The organism is [Rhizobium] kunmingense, assembly GCF_977018605.1.
The window spans coordinates 2,119,910-2,134,938 of the sequence record NZ_CDRNXG010000001.1; the positions used below are offsets into that span (position 1 = coordinate 2,119,910).

Consider the following 15,029-nt stretch of genomic DNA (forward strand, 5'->3'; position numbering starts at 1 on the left):
GTTTCAAAATCCTTGCTTCCGTCTTGCCGGGTGAGGGGCCGGGTAGGGGCCGGTGCGCGACGGGAATATCCTGTATTCGTGCAGCGCCGGATCGGCATTCAGCCGCTCGAAGATCGGCGCCAGCCTTGCCGCCCAGGCATCCATGCCCGCCGCATCGCCGATCAGATCCTGCCTGACTTCGAGAAGCGCATGCGCAATGCCCGGCACCATGCAGTGGCGATACATCGTATCGCCCTTCAGGGCGCCGTCATAGGGCTCGTTGTCGCCGACGACGATATCGCCCGGCTGGCGCAGCATGTCGATGAAGGGGATGACGGCGCGGTCGTCGCTGTCCCACAGGACTGCGGCATGCCACGGCCGTTCGAACTCCTTCCAGAACGGTGTGAAGGAATGGATCGACAGGACGAGTGGTGCGCGTTCGGGCGTGCCGGCTCTGGCGATCGTCCGCTCGACGGCCTGATGATAGGGGCGGTGGTAGGTGTCGAGCCGGAACTGCCACTCTTCGTCGGTGATCGGATGGTTGCCGGGAATGATGGCGCCGTCGGAAATCTTCATGATCAGCGTCGGGTCGTCCTCGCCGCGGTTCGGATCGATCAGCAGGCGCGAGAAGCAGCCGAGCACGGCCGGCACGCCGAGGATGGCCGCCAGCCGGCGGGTCAGGCCCTCGACGCCGATATCATAGGCGATATGTCGCCCGAATGCGGTGTCCGGCAGGCCGAGGCTGCCATAATGTTCCGGCAGACGTCTCATCGCATGGTCGGCGAGCAACACCATGCGCTTGTCATAGTCGCCGTCTATGATCTCGAAAGGTTGAAAGTCCTGCATCAAAAAAGAGTGTTCCCAAACGGTTCCAGGCACGGTCTTCACGTCGCGGTTGATCGCATGGGGGCGATTTTCATGCAAGCCGAAGGGGCTTCAGATCTGGCAAAGATCAAGGGCGGATGCTATGTCGGTCCACTCCTGGGGAGGAGGCAGCGGCAGGGCGCCGCAACGGTTGATACCTTCGTTGACTTTCCTCCCTGTCCGCGCGAGAACGTGCTCATCGATAACCATGGAGTCCTGACGGAAACCGTGCCGAAAAAATCCCTTTCAAATTATCTTCGTACACTGCTTTCCGTACCGGCGGGCTTGCTTGCCCTGTGTGCCGGTGGACCGCTCCTCCTGGCATCGCCCGCGCATGCGGATTTTCGTGTCTGCAACGGCACGCAAAATCTCGTCGGCGTGGCGATCGGTTATCGCGCCCAGGACGGCTGGAATACCGAAGGATGGTGGCAGGTTCCTGCCTCCACCTGCGCAACGCTGATCGAGGGCGAGCTGCAATCGCGTTACTATTACCTCTATGCCGAGGACTCCGCCCGCGGCGGGCGCTGGACCGGCAATGTCAATATGTGCGTCGCCGAGAACGAATTCAAAATCGTCGACGTCAAGGATTGTTTCGCCCGTGGCTACCAGCGCATGGGCTTCAAGGAATATGACACGGGCCGTCAGGGGAGCTGGATGGTCCAGCTGTCCGATACGCCCGGTACGCAAGAAGGCCAGAATTGATGAGGCGTAACCGCAAAGTAAAGATCCTCGCCACACTCGGTCCGGCATCGTCCGAAGAGGCGATGATCCAGAAGTTGCACGAGGCGGGTGCGGACCTGTTCCGTATCAACATGAGCCATGCCAGCCACGAGGTGATGCGCACGCTGATGACGCGCATCCGTTCGGTCGAGAAGGCCTCCGGCCGGCCGATCGGCATTCTCTGTGACCTGCAGGGGCCGAAGCTGCGCGTCGGCAAGTTCGCCAATACCAAGGTGACGCTGACCCCCGGCCAGACTTTCACGCTCGACAACAACGAGGCACCGGGCGACGAAACCCGCGTCTTCCTTCCGCATCCTGAAATTCTCGAAGCGGTCAAGACCGGCGACCGGCTTTTGATCGACGACGGCAAGCTGGCGCTGAAGGCGGTCAAGGCCGACGGCAAGAGCATCGTCACCGAAGTCGTTGCCGGCACCAGCATTTCCGACCGCAAGGGTGTGAGCCTGCCCGACACGCTGCTGGGCGTCGGTGCGCTGACCGAGAAGGACCGCGCCGACCTCGATGCCGTGCTCGCTACCGGCGAGGCCGATTGGGTGGCGCTCTCCTTCGTGCAGCGTCCCGACGACCTTGCCGAAGTGCGCAAGATCGCCCGCGGCCGCGTCGGCATCATGTCGAAGATCGAGAAGCCGCAGGCGCTGGAGCGCATCGACGAGATCATCGAGCTTTCCGATGCCGTGATGGTTGCCCGTGGCGACCTCGGCGTCGAAATGCCGATCGAAAGCGTACCGGGCATCCAGAAGCAGCTGACGCGCGCCTGCCGCCGCGCCGGCAAGCCGGTCGTCGTCGCCACCCAGATGCTGGAATCGATGATCACCGCGCCGGTACCGACCCGCGCAGAGGTCTCCGACGTGTCGATCGCCGTCTTCGAAGGCGCCGACGCGATCATGTTGTCTGCCGAGTCCGCCTCCGGCCAGTACCCGGTCGAAGCCGTGTCGATGATGGCGTCGATCGCCCATCAGGTGGAAAAGGACATCAACTATCCGGGCATCATCTACGCCCAGCGCGCGACGCCCGAGGCAACCGGTGCCGACGCGATTTCGCTCGCCGCCCGCCAGATTGCCGAAACGCTGAAGCTGTCGGCCATCGTCACCTACACGTCTTCCGGTACGACCGGCCTGCGTGCCTCGCGCGAACGTCCGACCGTTCCGATCCTGGCGCTTTCGCCAAGCGTACAGACGGCGCGCCGGCTGTCGGTCTGCTGGGGTCTGCATTGTGTCGTGACCCATGACGCGACCGATCTCGACGACATGGTCAACCGCGCCTGCCGCATCGTTGCCGACGAAGGTTTCGGCAAGCCGGGCGACCGCATCATCATCTCGGCCGGCGTCCCGCTCGGCACGCCGGGCGCGACCAACATGCTGCGCATCGCCTATATCGGCGCGGACGGCCAGACGGGCGTCTGAGCGCGAGCTGCGATAATGTTAATGCGAACGGCCGGGGTGACCCGGCCGTTTTGCGTTTTTGCGGAGTTTTTCAACGCTATGACCGGCATCCCGATGCTAGAGACGGAGCGCCTCACGCTGCGTGCGCCCCGTGCGCAGGACTGGGAGGCCTATGCCAGCTTCATGGGGGCTGAACATGCCGAGCACATGGGCGGCCCTTTCGATGAGAAGGCTGCATGGGGCATGTTCTGCCACGACGTGGCGCAGTGGCAGCTGTTCGGCCATGGCTCGCTGATGGTCGACGAACGGGCGAGCGGCGCCTGTATCGGTCAGGTCGGCATCAATGCCGGGCCGTTGTTTCCCGAACACGAAATCGGCTGGCTGCTTTATTCCCAATGGCAAGGCAGGGGCTATGCATCGGAGGCGTCGGCGAAGCTGCTGGAATGGGCGCGTGATACGTTGCGACCCCGTACCTTGGTCAGCTACATCCACTGCGACAATGCTGCCTCGCTTAGGCTAGCCGAGCGTCTTGGTGGCGTTCTCGATGCAGCGGCACGACGGCATGATCCCGACGATCTGGTCTATCGCTACTGGTAGAAACGGTCACCGTCTGTCTATCTTTGGCGTGTGATAGACACGCCGATCTAGGGGGCGTCATTACATCAGACGAGTGGGGAATCATGTATGTTCGTGTTCGATTTTATTCTGGAGGTATCTCGGATACACGACGGCCCGCCTGTTGCTGCCAATCATTTCCTTTGGTCAGGTTCGTGTTCAGGCGGTCTCGTCAGGCGAGACGGATTTTAACTGGCTTGGCTTTAAGCGGCTGGAAAATGGGAGCTTGCTCTGCCAGGGCACGATGGCCGGATGGATAGGCCTCGTGCCATGGGGGCTTTTGCTCATCATCGTTTCTTCTGAGAAAAGCTTTAACGTGACGACAAGAAGAGCCACAGATGTCTCCCTCCTGCTAGTGTGAGAGAATTGCGGCTTATCTCTATTCTGTCTTCTCAACCGCTATCCCGGCCACCGTCTTCCCATGCAGTCCCGACTGCGTCAGCCGCGCCTCCGCGGCCTTTGCTGTCGCTTGTACGTCCCGCTTCTCACCCGCAATCTTCTCGAGTGCCGCGACCGCCACGTCGGTGACGACGTAATCCGGCTTGTGGCCCAATCCGTGGATCATCACCAGTTCCGCGCCCGTGATATCGCGCGCCAGGCCCTGCGAGTGGATTTCCTGCAGAACGATACGGTCGCTGTCGCCGGTGATGATCACGGTCGGTGCGGTGATCTCGCGGTAGCGCGGTGCGATGCGGCTCACGTAGGCGTGCAGGTTGGCGACATCGATGGCGTTGTCGCGGAAGTTTTGCGGGCGCAGCACGAGTGCGGGCGCGCCTTCCTCGACATAGCGGTCCCGGCGGCGGTTGGGGCTGAACACGGAGTGCGTGGCCTTGTCCATCAGCAAAAGGCCTGCCGGAAGGCTGACGAGGCGGGTGAACCACCAGCCGGCCCAGGGCATGGCCGACAGCGTGTAGTGCCAGTCGACGCCGCCCGGCCAGGGATGGGTGGCCGGCGCGAGGAAAAGGAGGCCGACCGTCTTTTCCGGGTGGAAGACGGCAAAGCTCGCGGCAATCGCGCCACCGAAGGAATGGCCGACGATGATTGCCCGGTCGATGCCCTTCTTTTCCATCAGTCTGGCGATGGCTGCGGCCTGCCCGTCGGGAAAATCGTTTTCCTGGCCGCCGCGCTCGGAATAGCCGTGGCCGGGACGATCGACGAAGAGAAGTTCGGCCTGTCCTTCGAGTGCTGTGCGAAACGCCGTCTCCTGATCGCGCAGGTTGCCGCTTGCGCCATGGATGAAGACGATGGGCGGCAGCCGGGGCGAGGCCGGAGCGGGCAGGTGCAGCGCGTTGAGGCTATAGCCGCCGATATCGGTCAGCTCGCCGCGATTGGGAAAGCGCTTCTCGAGCTCGCCCGCCTTCCATGCGGTAAAGCCGAAGGCGGCGGCGAGTGCGACGAGGAATGTCAATGCGATCATCATGCGGCGTGGTCCGGAGCGGGCGTGAGCCTCCTATATGGCGCAGGGTGCGGGGGAAGCAAAGGAGCGTTTTCGCACCGGCCGCGACCACGGGAAATCCGCTGATCCTGTTCAAAAGCCGCCGGGTGTGGCGGCGTCAGGTGCGGTTGCCGGCAATCTTTTCGGAGAGTTTGGATACGGCTTCCTGGGCATCGCGGTCGGCGGGGTAGACGTCGAGATAGCGTTCCCATGCCCTGAGCGCCAGCTGGTCGTCGCCAGCCTCCGTGAGGATGCCTGCCATGCCGGCCAGCGCGCCGAAATGGCGCGGTTCGCGTTTCAGCGTCTCGGCGATATCGGCCATCGACTTGCGCCGGTCGCCCATGGTGAAATGCAACGTGGCGCGGCGGTTCCAGCCTTCGGCAAAATCCGGGTCGATCAGCGTCACGCGGTCGAGGAAGTCGAGCGCCGCAGCGTTCTTCTTTTCCTTGATGGCTTCGGCCGACCACTGCATCAGCAGGTTGACGGTGGCGCTGCCCGAATCGTTGACCTCGGCGATCACCTGGCTGGCGATGCCCTTGGCCTTTTCCGGGTCGCGTTCGCGCTTCAATGCGTCAAACAGGGAATCGGCCGTTCTGGGTGCCGGGACGGTGGTGGCCTGTGCCGCTTGCTGGCTGGGCTCCGGTGTCGATGCCGGCGTCTCGGCCTGCGGCGCGGGGAGGGCTGGCTGCTGCGGTGCCTGTGCTGAAGCCGGAGAGGCCAGCAGCAATCCCGATGCAAGGGCCAAGCCGGATGCAAGGGCCAGTGTCACGGCGGCTGCGGGATGAGAGGTCCTGAAAAGCAAATGGCGCATGCGGATCAAGATAATCCGCATGCGCCGAAGGTCAAAGCCGAATTGTCGCGCTATCGACAATTTGATCGCGGGCGGAAAAGACCGCCCGGACGATCAGCCCTGGCGGGCCTTGAAGCGCGGGTTCTGCTTGTTGATGATGTAGATGCGGCCCTTGCGACGAACCAGACGGTTATCGCGGTGACGAGCCTTCAGCGCCTTAAGCGAGTTCTTGATCTTCATTGTACTGGTCCAGCAGTCTGTGGGCTCATAGAGCCGCTTGTCTCTAACAATCGAAAGCGCGCCGCCTAGTCTCTAAAGATTAAGGGCGCGCCTCAGGTTGGCGTGCAGATAACCCGCGCCTTCGCCTGTGTCAACCTTGTGACGGCGTTTTCCGGCCTTTCAGTTGTGTGACATGGCCCATTTTACGGCCCGGACGGGCTTCCGTCTTGCCGTAGAGGTGGACAAGCACATCCTTCGTCGAAAGCCATTCCGGCAGCGCCAGAATGTCGTCGCCGATCAGGTTGGTCATGACACAGTCCGAATGACGGTCGGGGTCGCCAAGCGGCAGGCCGGCCACGGCGCGCATATGCTGCTCGAACTGCGAAACGACGCAGGCCGCCTCCGTCCAGTGGCCGGAATTGTGGACGCGCGGGGCGATCTCGTTGGCGATCAGCGTGCCGTCTTCCATGGCGAAGAATTCCATGCCGATGACGCCGACATAATCGAGCGCCGACAGCAGCTTTTCGGCGGCTTCGCGGGCCGTCTTCGCCGTTGCATCGGAAATCGCGGCGGGCAGGGTCGAGGTGTGGAGAATGCCGTTTCGGTGAACATTCTCGGCCGGGTCGTAGCAACGCACGGTGCCGTCCGCGGCGCGGGCTGCGATGATCGACATCTCGCGTTCGAAGGCGACGAAGCTTTCGAGAATCAGCGGTACCGATCCCATCGCCTCGTAAACGCCGAGGGGAGAATCGCTTGTCGAACGGAAAACGCGCTGGCCCTTGCCGTCATAGCCGAGGCGGGTGGTCTTCAGCACGCCCTTGCCGCCGAAGTCGGCGAGTGCGGCTTCCAGCTCCGCCTGACTGTCGACGGGGTAGAAGCGGGCCGTCTCGATGCCGCAGTCGTTGAGGAAGCGTTTTTCGACCAGACGGTCCTGTGCCACCTCAAGCGCCTTCGACGGCGGATAAACAGGAACGGAGCGTTCCAGTGTCTCGGCGGCCGAGACCGGCACGTTCTCGAATTCGTAGGTGACGGTATCGCAGCGGCTGGCGAGTTCGGCGAGGGCTGCCGGGTCGTCATAGGCTGCGGTGATCTGTTCGTTGGCGACCTGGGCTGCCGGGCAATCGGCCTGCGGCTCCAGAATGATGGTGCGCAGGTTCAGTCTTGCAGCCGCCATGGCCAGCATGCGGCCGAGCTGGCCGCCGCCGATGATGCCGATCGTCTGGGTTTTCATGCTTCGTCCATCGGGTATTCGGCAACCGCCTCGCTCTGTCGGGCGCGCCATTCGTCGAGGCGGTAGGCGAGATCTTCATCGGTGAGCGCCAGAACGGCTGCGGCCAGAAGGGCCGCATTGACCGCACCGGCGCGGCCGATGGCCAGCGTGCCGACCGGAATGCCGGCCGGCATCTGGACGATCGAAAGCAGGCTGTCCTGGCCGGAGAGCGCCTTGGACTGCACCGGAACGCCGAAGACCGGCAGCGGCGTCATGGCGGCGGCCATGCCGGGCAGGTGGGCGGCACCGCCGGCGCCGGCGATGATGATCTGAAAGCCCTCGTCGCGCGCGCCCTTGGCGAAGCTCACCAGCCGGTCGGGCGTGCGGTGTGCTGAAATGATGCGCGCCTCGTAATCGATCTCGAGGGCATCGAGGGTTTCGGCAGCGTTCTTCATGGTCTCCCAGTCGGACTGGCTGCCCATGATGATGGCGACGGGTGGTGTCTCGGCCATAAAGCGTTCCTAAGCGATAATGTCAGGCAGGATCTGATCTTCGATCTGGGTCATCTTGTCCTTGATGACGAGCTTCTTCTTCTTCATGCGTTGGACGCGCAGTGCATCGCAGCCGACCTCTATCATGGCGTTGATCGCGGCGTCGTAATCCTCGTGCTCCTGGCGGAGCTTTGCCAAAGCCAGCCGGATATCCGCCTGTTCCTGATCAGCCATGTCTTTCGGTCCCCATATCGATCCGGGCTTGTGACCCGGCCCGGCTTAATGCGCAAGCTCCTACCATCAAACCGCGTTAACTGGAAGTTAGCTGAAGCCACGAATTTGCCGCGCTCTTGTCATGAAAACACCTTCGACAAACGCGCAGGATCGTGTCACACTCTCGTCGTAAACCTGAAGCTTCGGCCGATGGGATGGCCGGAGCAGGCAATAAGGAAGGACATGCCACATGACCATCCAGGCTCATATAGCATCGCTTGAAAAGAAGCACGGCGCTCTTGAGGAGGAGCTCCAGACGATCATGTCGTCACCCTCTTCCGACGATCAGGAGATCGCAGATCTCAAGCGCCGCAAGCTGCGTCTCAAAGACGAAGTGCAACGGCTTATGGCGACAACGCGTCACTAAGGCCGGCTAACTGAGCCAATGCCGCCGACCTCACTGTTTTGGCAGAGGTCCTGGAGCGGCACCAAAAAATCCATACCTCTTCTGGTCGTGGCTTCATAAGGGCCACGGCCAGATCAGTTTCAGGGGTCTGTTTTGCCGGATCACCCGGTGGTCAGAACGGCAGTCCGTCCCAGAGAAGCTTAAGGCCGGCGAAGAAGGCCAGGCCGTAGGTCATCGGGTAGAATGTCTCCGCCTTCAGGTGCTTGACGATTGCAGCCCCCATCAGGGTGGCGACGAGCGCTACCGGCAGAAGCGTTGCCGACAGCGTCAGGTTTTCCGTGCCGAGTGCGCCGAGGAAGAAGTAGGGGATCACCTTCACCGCGTTGACGATGGCGAAGAAGCGGATCGCCGCTCCCGTATAGGCTTTCGGATCGAGCCGCATGGGCAGGACGTAGATCTGGAAGGGCGGTCCGCCGGCATGAGCGACGAAGCTTGCGTAACCGGAGAGCGATCCCCAGAAGGTGGCGGCGACCGGCCGGTGGGGCAGGGGCGCGGCCACCTGGCCGCGACGGCCATAGACCTGCCAGAAATAGCGGACGGTGAAGAGGATCGTCGCCGAGGCGATGACCAGTCGCAGCGCATTGTCCGACACATATGCCGAGGTCGCCCAGCCGAGCGCGATGCCGATGACGCCGCCGGGAAGGATCATCAGCAGCGTCTTCGGGTCGTTGAACTTCCGCCACGACCAGAGTGCGACGATATCCATGAGGATCAGGATCGGCAGGAAGATTGCCGCCGCCTGGACCGGATCGACGGCAAGCGACATGATCGGCACGCCAAGAAGCCCGATCGCGCCGCCGATGCCGCCTTTCGACAGGCCGACCAGCATCACAGCCGGTACGGCATAGATAAAGAAATCGAGACTGGGCAGATCTATCATCGGGCGGGGCGCTGCTGGTGGTTGATCCTTCTATCCGTCCGGTCTATCGAATTGGCGAGAGAAAACCAGAGCGGATGGTGGCCGATACGGTACGCCTCGCATCATGGTAAGAGTGATCGGGAAGAAACATGACTGAACCGGAAGACCGCTGCCGCCTCGTGCTGATCGTGCCGGACGATGAAGATGGCGCGCGCCAGGCCGACAATCTGAAAGCGGCGCTTTCGGGCGGAGACGTCGCCTCCGTCATCCTGCCGCAATACGGGCTGGACGATCAGGCGTTCCAGAAGCGCGCCGAAGTGCTGGTGGCGCTGATCCAGGATGCCGGTGCCGCCGCCATCATCGCCGGCGACAGCCGGGTTGCCGGCCGTGCCAAGGCCGACGGCCTGCATATGGACGGCTCGCTGGAAGATCTCGGCGAGGCGATCGAGAAATTCGCCCCGAAGCTGATCGTCGGTGCCGGCGGCGCGTCCGAACGGCATACGGCGCTGGAAGTCGGCGAATTGCGCCCCGACTATATCTTCTTCGGCCGTTTTGACGGCGACATCAAGCCGGAGGCGCATCCGAAGAATGTGGCGCTGGCTGAGTGGTGGGCGTCGATGATCGAAATCCCCTGCATCGCCATGGGCGGCACGAGCGTCGAATCGGTCGTTGACGTCGCCGAGAGCGGCGCGGAATTCGTCGCACTTCGCAGCGCCGTGTTCGAAAGCGAGGCTGGTCCTTTCGAAAGCGTGAAGCAGGCCAACGCCCTGTTGGACGAAAAAGCGCCACGGTTTGGGGCTTGATGGTTCGCATGCCATCGATTTCGATTCTTCGCCTGTCCGCTCTCTCGATCAGCTCGGCACTTGCGCTGTCGCTGGCGGTGGAAGCCATGGCGCAAGCCCAGTCGCAAGCTCCTTCCAGCCGCGTGATGACGCGGCCGGTCGGACCGGATGCGGGCAGGATCGAGCAGGAGCAGCAGCCGGACGGCATCGTGCCTTCCGGGGGCGTCGAGCTTTACCGGCGCATGGGCGCGGACCTTCCGGCACCGCCGGAAGAAAAGCCCTATGACGGCAAGATCGACGAGGCTTATGGCGCGTTTCAGCGCGGCCTTTACATCACGGCAATGAGCAAGGCGCTGGAGCGGGCCGAAAAGGGCGATGCCGCGGCCCAGACGCTGGTTGCCGAAATGATGACCAAGGGGCTTGGCGGCATTCCGCGCGACCCGAAGGCCGCTGCCTTCTGGTACGGTCAGGCGGCCGAGGGCGGCGATCCGGCGGCGATGTTCGAATACGCACTGCTTTTGATGCGCGGCCGCATCGTCGAGGCGGACCGCAAGAAGGCCGACGAATACATGCGCCGCGCCGCCGAGGCCGGCAATGGTTCGGCGCAGTTCAACTGGGGCCAGATCCTGATTTCCGAAAATCCGGGCGACAGAGGCATGGAACTGGCGCTGCCGTTTTACGAGAAGGCGGCCGAGCAGGGGCTGGCGGATGCGCAATACGCCGTGGCGCAGCTCTACACCTCGCTGCGCAATGTGCCGCCTGAAAAGCTTTCTAAGGCACGCGAGTGGATGGAGCGTTCGGCCAAGGCCGGTTATGATACCGCGCAGCTCGACATGGGCATCTGGTATGTCAACGGCGTTGCCGGCGAGCGCGATTTCGACAAGGGCTTCGAGTGGCTGCGGATCGCCGCCATGCGCGGCAACGTGGTGGCGCAGAACAAGCTGTCGCATCTCTATATCAATGCGCTGGGCACGCGGCCCGATCCTGTCGAGGCGGCCAAGTGGTATGTGCTTTCGCGCCGCGCCGGCCTGCAGGACGCAGAGCTTGAGGATTTTTACCTCGGCATCAATGAAGAACAGCAGAAGCAGGGCATCGACGCCGCCAACAGGTTCCGGCGGAACTGAAAGCGCTGCGGTCTTGCAGTTATGCCTGGGGCAAGCCGCTGTCTTGTCGTTTCTTCAGCCCTGTGCGGCCTTCAGGGCGAAAAGAGCGCCACGGATGATGAAGCCGTGGCCGACGGCCAGTGCAAGGCTGGTGAAGATCCAGATCGCCGACAGAAGACCGAGATTGTCGAGCATCTTCCTGTTCAAGATCGGTGCGAGCATGAACACGATCAGCACGAAAAGCATGGCGCCGGGAAGCAATGACAGGGCGACCGCGGAACGGGCGAAATTGTCGGGATTGCCGGAAAGATCGAAATGGATCGGCAGCATCGCATCTGCCGGCAGGGCGGACCAAAGGCCGATCGACAGGAACGTCATGGTGAGAAGCATGCCGAGGCAGACGAAGAATGGAACGGGCATGCGCATGATCGGGTCTCCTTGATTGTGCCGCCATCCTTTCGCAGGCTGCGACAAGAATGACAACCGCGGCCTTTGCGCGCATGACTTGAATTTCCCGGCAATTTGTGGTCTTGAAGCCGCCCAATCAACAATAATCAGTCTAGCCCGCTTGCCCGGTCATCCGGTTTCCGGGGCAAAAGGATTCCGAAATGGCCCGTTCAGCTCTCCTCAACGTCATGGTTCAGGCCGCCTTGAAGGCAGGCAAGTCGCTTACCCGAGATTTCGGCGAAGTGCAGAACCTGCAGGTTTCGGTGAAGGGACCGAGCGACTTCGTTTCGCAGGCCGACCTGAAGGCCGAGAAGATCGTCCGCGACGAGCTTCTGAAGGCCCGCCCGACCTACGGTTTCCTCGGTGAGGAAGGCGGCGAGGAAAAGGGTACCGATGGCGCGCATCGCTGGATCGTCGATCCGCTCGACGGCACGACCAACTTCCTGCACGGCATTCCGCAGTTCGCCGTGTCGATCGCGCTGGAGCGCAATGGCGAGATCGTCGCCGGCGTCATCTTCAACCCGGCGACCGACGAACTGTTCACTTCTGAAAAGGGCGGCGGTTCCTTCCTCAACGATCGCCGCATCCGCGTTGCCGCACGCCGCGTCCTGTCGGATTGCGTCGTCGGCTGCGGCGTGCCGCATCTGGGCCGCGGCAACCACGGCAAGTTCCTCGTCGAGCTGCGCCATGTCATGGGCGAAGTCGCCGGCGTTCGCCGCATGGGCGCTGCCGCGCTCGATCTTGCCTATGTCGCTGCCGGTCGTCTCGACGGTTTCTGGGAAACCGACCTTTCGCCGTGGGACATGGCAGCCGGACTGCTGCTCATCCGCGAAGCCGGCGGCTTCGTGTCCGACATGAAGGGCGCGCAGAACATGTTCGAGGCCCGCAACGTGATTGCCGGCAACGAACTGATCCGCAATGCGCTGGTCGACGTCGTCAACCGCCCGGTCCCGACCCGCTAAGCCGGTCGCCTGATTCACAGTGCGCTGATCGATAGCGCACTGTTTTCCCACGTCTGCGCACTTCAATTCGTCGCAATTTTACACTAGCCTCCGCTCAATTTAGCGGAGTCGAGGCGTATCATGGCGAATGCGACGGTGGATGATCTGGATGAGTCGGAAACGGGCCGTGGCGGCTACAAGCACAAGCTCTCCAATCCCGCATCGTTCCTCTGGACGATGCTCATCTTCCTCATTCTCGTCGGCTTCGTCTGCTCGATCCTCTACCGGCAGGCGGCGCACGCGTTCCAAACCAATCCGGGCCTGAACGGCCTGATCCTCGGCGTTCTGGCGATCGGCATCCTGCTCGTCTTCATCCAGGTCGTCAGCCTGGCGCGCGAGGTGAGCTGGTTCAATTCCTACCGGGCCGCCGGCGACAATGCCGACAAGGTGGGGCGCGAGCCGCGCCTTCTTGCACCGATGCGCACGCTGATCGGCCGCCGCCGCAAGGTGGCACTCTCGACCGTTGCCTATCGCTCCATCCTCGATTCGATCGGAACACGTCTCGACGAGTCGCGTGACACGTCGCGTTATCTGATCGGTCTTCTCGTCTTCCTCGGTCTGCTCGGCACATTCTGGGGCCTGATCGAAACGATCGGCTCGATCAGCGACGTCATTGGCGCGCTCGATCCGGCCTCCGGCGGATCGGACGACATCCTTGCGGCGATCAAGTCCGGCCTTGCCCAGCCGCTTGCCGGCATGGGCACGGCGTTTTCGTCCTCGCTGCTCGGTCTCGCCGGCTCGCTGATCCTCGGATTTCTCGATCTGCAGGCAGGCCGGGCGCAGAACCGCTTCTATACCGAGCTGGAAAACTGGCTCTCCTCTGTCACCGATGTCGGTTACGACGGCCCGATCGATGGCGGCGCGCAGAGCGCCTCGCTCGAGGAGTTGAAGGCACTGACGGCGGAACTGCGCAAGCTTGCGACGGCGCAGGCGAAAGCAGGGCAGGCAAGTGCGACGCCGGATGGCGCCGGCAACGAGCGCTCGATGTCGGCCATGGCCAATCTTGCCGAAGGCATTCAGGGGCTGGTGAAGAACATGCGCAACGAGCAGCAGATGCTGCGCGACTGGATCGAGGCGCAGCAGGAAGAATCCAAGGCGATGCGGCGTACGCTTGACCGGTTGTCGGACAAGATCGCGGCCGACAAGATCGGGGGGAAGTAAGCGATGGCGCTCGCCAAGAACCGCCGCCGCGAGCGTGGCGTCGATTTCTGGCCGGGGTTCGTGGATGCGCTCTCCACGCTGCTGATGGCCATCATGTTCCTGCTGACCGTCTTCGTGCTGGCGCAGTTCCTGCTCAGCCGCGAGATCAGCGGGCGCGACGAGGTGCTGACCCGCCTCAACAGCCAGATCGCCGAGCTGACCGAACTTCTGGCGCTCGAAAAGAGCGGCAACCAGGACCTCGAGGACCAGCTCGCCAACCTGCAATCCTCGCTCGCAGCTGTGGAAAGCGACCGCTCGCGGCTGCAGCAGCTTCTGAGCGACGGGGCAGGCGCCAGCAGTGCGGCCAACGCGCGGGTCGGTGAACTGACGGGCGAGCTGAGCGAGCAGCAGCAGATCAGCCAGCGGGCGGCCAGCCAGATCGAGCTTCTGAACCAGCAGATCGCCGCCCTGCGCGCCCAGATCGCCGCGGTGGAGCAGGCATTGCAGGCGTCGGAAGCCAAGGATGCGGGCTCGCAGGCGCAGATCGCCGATCTCGGACGCCGCCTCAACGTGGCACTGGCCGCGCGCGTGCAGGAGTTGAACCGCTACCGGTCCGACTTTTTCGGCAGGTTGCGGGAAATCCTGTCGGACCGCGAAAACATCCGCATCGTCGGCGACCGTTTTGTCTTTCAGTCGGAAGTTCTCTTTCCCGTTGGCGGCAGCGAGCTGGACGATGCCGGTCGGGTGGAGATGGACAAGCTTGCCACCGCGCTGCTCGATCTGGCCCGCGAGATCCCGGCCGAGATCAACTGGGTTCTGCGTGTCGACGGGCATACGGACAATTCGCCGCTTTCCGGCGCCGGTCGTTACCGCGACAACTGGGAGCTTTCGTCAGCGCGTGCCACCTCGGTGGTCAAATATCTGATTTCCCGCGGTGTTTCGGCCAACAGGCTGGTGGCTGCCGGATTTGGCGAGTTCCAACCAATCGCGTCAGGTGATACGCCCGAGGCGCGGTCGCAGAACCGCCGAATCGAGCTGAAGCTGACGGAACGCTGAGAATGGTTGCCAAGAAACCCGACCTGGATGCCCTGATCAAGGCAGTGGCGGAAAGCCCGCGTCGGGACAACACCGCCTATCATCAGGCGATGGCGGAGGCGCGTGAATTGTTTTCCCAGGCGGAGGCGGCGCTCGGCGGCCCTGTCGTCGTCAAGACGAAGGCAAAGATGAAGACCAGCGGCAAATACGTGGTGAAGTGGACCTTCGAAAAGGCGGAATAAATCCGGCGGGCGGCCTTT

The 15,029-nt window shown here is 62.8% G+C and carries 20 protein-coding genes; 10 read left to right on the forward strand and 10 right to left on the reverse strand.

Features of this window, described 5'->3' with window-relative positions; genetic code table 11:
- Positions 1 to 3: 3 nt before the first annotated feature.
- Entirely contained in the window at positions 4 to 825 is an 822-nt protein-coding gene (locus AC0JZ4_RS09930; RefSeq protein ID WP_471886217.1) for an N-formylglutamate amidohydrolase, read from the reverse strand.
- Between the two features lie 303 nt (positions 826 to 1,128).
- Here AC0JZ4_RS09930 and AC0JZ4_RS09935 point away from each other — a divergent pair, with 303 nt between their 5' ends.
- The 3 genes from AC0JZ4_RS09935 (at position 1,129) to AC0JZ4_RS09945 (ending at position 3,560) form a co-directional block, all read left to right on the forward strand.
- Positions 1,129 to 1,545 carry a DUF1036 domain-containing protein gene (locus AC0JZ4_RS09935; protein WP_471887854.1) on the forward strand — a complete coding sequence of 139 codons (417 nt, stop codon included), beginning with the start codon at positions 1,129 to 1,131 and terminating at the stop codon, positions 1,543 to 1,545.
- Positions 1,545 to 2,984 carry a pyruvate kinase gene (gene pyk / locus AC0JZ4_RS09940; RefSeq protein WP_471886218.1) on the forward strand — a complete coding sequence of 480 codons (1,440 nt, stop codon included), beginning with the start codon at positions 1,545 to 1,547 and terminating at the stop codon, positions 2,982 to 2,984. Before AC0JZ4_RS09935 ends, pyk begins: the two co-directional genes overlap by 1 nt.
- A gap of 78 nt (positions 2,985 to 3,062) precedes the next feature.
- Positions 3,063 to 3,560: a GNAT family N-acetyltransferase gene (locus AC0JZ4_RS09945; RefSeq protein WP_471886219.1), complete on the forward strand. Its 498-nt coding sequence runs from the start codon at positions 3,063 to 3,065 to the stop codon at positions 3,558 to 3,560.
- A 177-nt stretch (positions 3,561 to 3,737) separates the two neighbouring features.
- Here the strand turns inward: AC0JZ4_RS09945 and AC0JZ4_RS09950 are convergent, their stop codons facing one another.
- The 7 genes from AC0JZ4_RS09950 to AC0JZ4_RS09980 all read right to left on the reverse strand — a co-directional run bounded on the left by AC0JZ4_RS09950 (position 3,738) and on the right by AC0JZ4_RS09980 (position 7,957).
- Positions 3,738 to 3,914 carry a hypothetical protein gene (locus AC0JZ4_RS09950; protein ID WP_471886220.1) on the reverse strand — a complete coding sequence of 59 codons (177 nt, stop codon included), beginning with the start codon at positions 3,912 to 3,914 and terminating at the stop codon, positions 3,738 to 3,740.
- Positions 3,915 to 3,957: 43 nt separating this feature from the next.
- Positions 3,958 to 4,998, reverse strand: a complete 1,041-nt coding sequence (locus AC0JZ4_RS09955; protein WP_471886221.1) for an alpha/beta fold hydrolase — start codon at positions 4,996 to 4,998, stop codon at positions 3,958 to 3,960.
- 133 nt (positions 4,999 to 5,131) lie between these two features.
- Positions 5,132 to 5,824 (reverse strand): hypothetical protein, encoded by a 693-nt coding sequence (locus tag AC0JZ4_RS09960; RefSeq protein WP_471886222.1) that lies wholly within the window; start codon positions 5,822 to 5,824, stop codon positions 5,132 to 5,134.
- Positions 5,825 to 5,917: 93 nt separating this feature from the next.
- Positions 5,918 to 6,043, reverse strand: coding sequence for a type B 50S ribosomal protein L36 (gene ykgO / locus AC0JZ4_RS09965; protein ID WP_006726873.1), 126 nt, complete (start codon positions 6,041 to 6,043; stop codon positions 5,918 to 5,920).
- Positions 6,044 to 6,173: 130 nt separating this feature from the next.
- The gene (locus AC0JZ4_RS09970; RefSeq protein WP_471886223.1) at positions 6,174 to 7,253 is read right to left on the reverse strand and encodes a 5-(carboxyamino)imidazole ribonucleotide synthase; all 1,080 of its coding nucleotides are present in this window, start codon (positions 7,251 to 7,253) and stop codon (positions 6,174 to 6,176) included.
- Positions 7,250 to 7,744, reverse strand: a complete 495-nt coding sequence (gene purE, locus AC0JZ4_RS09975; RefSeq protein ID WP_471886224.1) for a 5-(carboxyamino)imidazole ribonucleotide mutase — start codon at positions 7,742 to 7,744, stop codon at positions 7,250 to 7,252. Before purE ends, AC0JZ4_RS09970 begins: the two co-directional genes overlap by 4 nt.
- Positions 7,745 to 7,753: 9 nt before the next feature.
- On the reverse strand, positions 7,754 to 7,957 hold the full coding sequence (locus tag AC0JZ4_RS09980; protein ID WP_471886225.1) for a YdcH family protein: 204 nt from the start codon (positions 7,955 to 7,957) through the stop codon (positions 7,754 to 7,756).
- 229 nt (positions 7,958 to 8,186) lie between these two features.
- Between AC0JZ4_RS09980 and AC0JZ4_RS09985 the strand changes: the two genes are divergently transcribed.
- A complete protein-coding gene (locus AC0JZ4_RS09985; protein WP_471886226.1) occupies positions 8,187 to 8,363 on the forward strand; it encodes a YdcH family protein in 177 nt (58 codons plus the stop codon).
- A 151-nt stretch (positions 8,364 to 8,514) separates the two neighbouring features.
- Here AC0JZ4_RS09985 and AC0JZ4_RS09990 read toward each other — a convergent pair whose 3' ends face one another.
- Complete coding sequence (locus tag AC0JZ4_RS09990; RefSeq protein WP_471886227.1) at positions 8,515 to 9,282, reverse strand: sulfite exporter TauE/SafE family protein; 768 nt, start codon at positions 9,280 to 9,282, stop codon at positions 8,515 to 8,517.
- A 128-nt stretch (positions 9,283 to 9,410) separates the two neighbouring features.
- On the opposite strand from AC0JZ4_RS09990, the gene AC0JZ4_RS09995 reads away from it, so the two are divergent.
- Positions 9,411 to 10,064: a thiamine phosphate synthase gene (locus tag AC0JZ4_RS09995; RefSeq protein ID WP_471886228.1), complete on the forward strand. Its 654-nt coding sequence runs from the start codon at positions 9,411 to 9,413 to the stop codon at positions 10,062 to 10,064.
- 8 nt (positions 10,065 to 10,072) lie between these two features.
- Positions 10,073 to 11,167, forward strand: a complete 1,095-nt coding sequence (locus tag AC0JZ4_RS10000) for a tetratricopeptide repeat protein (protein WP_471886229.1) — start codon at positions 10,073 to 10,075, stop codon at positions 11,165 to 11,167.
- A 54-nt stretch (positions 11,168 to 11,221) separates the two neighbouring features.
- Here the strand turns inward: AC0JZ4_RS10000 and AC0JZ4_RS10005 are convergent, their stop codons facing one another.
- Positions 11,222 to 11,572: a DUF1648 domain-containing protein gene (locus AC0JZ4_RS10005; protein ID WP_471886230.1), complete on the reverse strand. Its 351-nt coding sequence runs from the start codon at positions 11,570 to 11,572 to the stop codon at positions 11,222 to 11,224.
- Positions 11,573 to 11,754: 182 nt separating this feature from the next.
- On the opposite strand from AC0JZ4_RS10005, the gene AC0JZ4_RS10010 reads away from it, so the two are divergent.
- From AC0JZ4_RS10010 to AC0JZ4_RS10025, 4 genes are all read left to right on the forward strand, one after another.
- On the forward strand, positions 11,755 to 12,555 hold the full coding sequence (locus AC0JZ4_RS10010) for an inositol monophosphatase family protein (protein WP_471886231.1): 801 nt from the start codon (positions 11,755 to 11,757) through the stop codon (positions 12,553 to 12,555).
- Between the two features lie 120 nt (positions 12,556 to 12,675).
- A complete protein-coding gene (locus AC0JZ4_RS10015) occupies positions 12,676 to 13,755 on the forward strand; it encodes a flagellar motor protein MotA (protein WP_471886232.1) in 1,080 nt (359 codons plus the stop codon).
- A 3-nt stretch (positions 13,756 to 13,758) separates the two neighbouring features.
- Complete coding sequence (locus AC0JZ4_RS10020; RefSeq protein WP_471886233.1) at positions 13,759 to 14,790, forward strand: peptidoglycan -binding protein; 1,032 nt, start codon at positions 13,759 to 13,761, stop codon at positions 14,788 to 14,790.
- A 2-nt stretch (positions 14,791 to 14,792) separates the two neighbouring features.
- Positions 14,793 to 15,011 carry a hypothetical protein gene (locus tag AC0JZ4_RS10025; RefSeq protein ID WP_471886234.1) on the forward strand — a complete coding sequence of 73 codons (219 nt, stop codon included), beginning with the start codon at positions 14,793 to 14,795 and terminating at the stop codon, positions 15,009 to 15,011.
- The last annotated feature ends 18 nt before the right edge of the window (positions 15,012 to 15,029 follow it).

Bases quoted from the DNA above. Each gene is read 5' to 3' on its own strand.
- AC0JZ4_RS09930 (WP_471886217.1), bottom strand. From the start codon at position 825: ATGCAGGACTTTCAACCTTTCGAGATCATAGACGGCGACTATGACAAG.
- pyk (WP_471886218.1), top strand. From the start codon at position 1,545: ATGAGGCGTAACCGCAAAGTAAAGATCCTCGCCACACTCGGTCCGGCA.
- AC0JZ4_RS09945 (WP_471886219.1), top strand. From the start codon at position 3,063: ATGACCGGCATCCCGATGCTAGAGACGGAGCGCCTCACGCTGCGTGCG.
- AC0JZ4_RS09955 (WP_471886221.1), bottom strand. From the start codon at position 4,998: ATGATGATCGCATTGACATTCCTCGTCGCACTCGCCGCCGCCTTCGGC.
- AC0JZ4_RS09960 (WP_471886222.1), bottom strand. From the start codon at position 5,824: ATGCGCCATTTGCTTTTCAGGACCTCTCATCCCGCAGCCGCCGTGACA.
- ykgO (WP_006726873.1), bottom strand. From the start codon at position 6,043: ATGAAGATCAAGAACTCGCTTAAGGCGCTGAAGGCTCGTCACCGCGAT.
- AC0JZ4_RS09970 (WP_471886223.1), bottom strand. From the start codon at position 7,253: ATGAAAACCCAGACGATCGGCATCATCGGCGGCGGCCAGCTCGGCCGC.
- purE (WP_471886224.1), bottom strand. From the start codon at position 7,744: ATGGCCGAGACACCACCCGTCGCCATCATCATGGGCAGCCAGTCCGAC.
- AC0JZ4_RS09980 (WP_471886225.1), bottom strand. From the start codon at position 7,957: ATGGCTGATCAGGAACAGGCGGATATCCGGCTGGCTTTGGCAAAGCTC.
- AC0JZ4_RS09985 (WP_471886226.1), top strand. From the start codon at position 8,187: ATGACCATCCAGGCTCATATAGCATCGCTTGAAAAGAAGCACGGCGCT.
- AC0JZ4_RS09990 (WP_471886227.1), bottom strand. From the start codon at position 9,282: ATGATAGATCTGCCCAGTCTCGATTTCTTTATCTATGCCGTACCGGCT.
- AC0JZ4_RS09995 (WP_471886228.1), top strand. From the start codon at position 9,411: ATGACTGAACCGGAAGACCGCTGCCGCCTCGTGCTGATCGTGCCGGAC.
- AC0JZ4_RS10000 (WP_471886229.1), top strand. From the start codon at position 10,073: ATGCCATCGATTTCGATTCTTCGCCTGTCCGCTCTCTCGATCAGCTCG.
- AC0JZ4_RS10005 (WP_471886230.1), bottom strand. From the start codon at position 11,572: ATGCGCATGCCCGTTCCATTCTTCGTCTGCCTCGGCATGCTTCTCACC.
- AC0JZ4_RS10010 (WP_471886231.1), top strand. From the start codon at position 11,755: ATGGCCCGTTCAGCTCTCCTCAACGTCATGGTTCAGGCCGCCTTGAAG.
- AC0JZ4_RS10015 (WP_471886232.1), top strand. From the start codon at position 12,676: ATGGCGAATGCGACGGTGGATGATCTGGATGAGTCGGAAACGGGCCGT.
- AC0JZ4_RS10020 (WP_471886233.1), top strand. From the start codon at position 13,759: ATGGCGCTCGCCAAGAACCGCCGCCGCGAGCGTGGCGTCGATTTCTGG.
- AC0JZ4_RS10025 (WP_471886234.1), top strand. From the start codon at position 14,793: ATGGTTGCCAAGAAACCCGACCTGGATGCCCTGATCAAGGCAGTGGCG.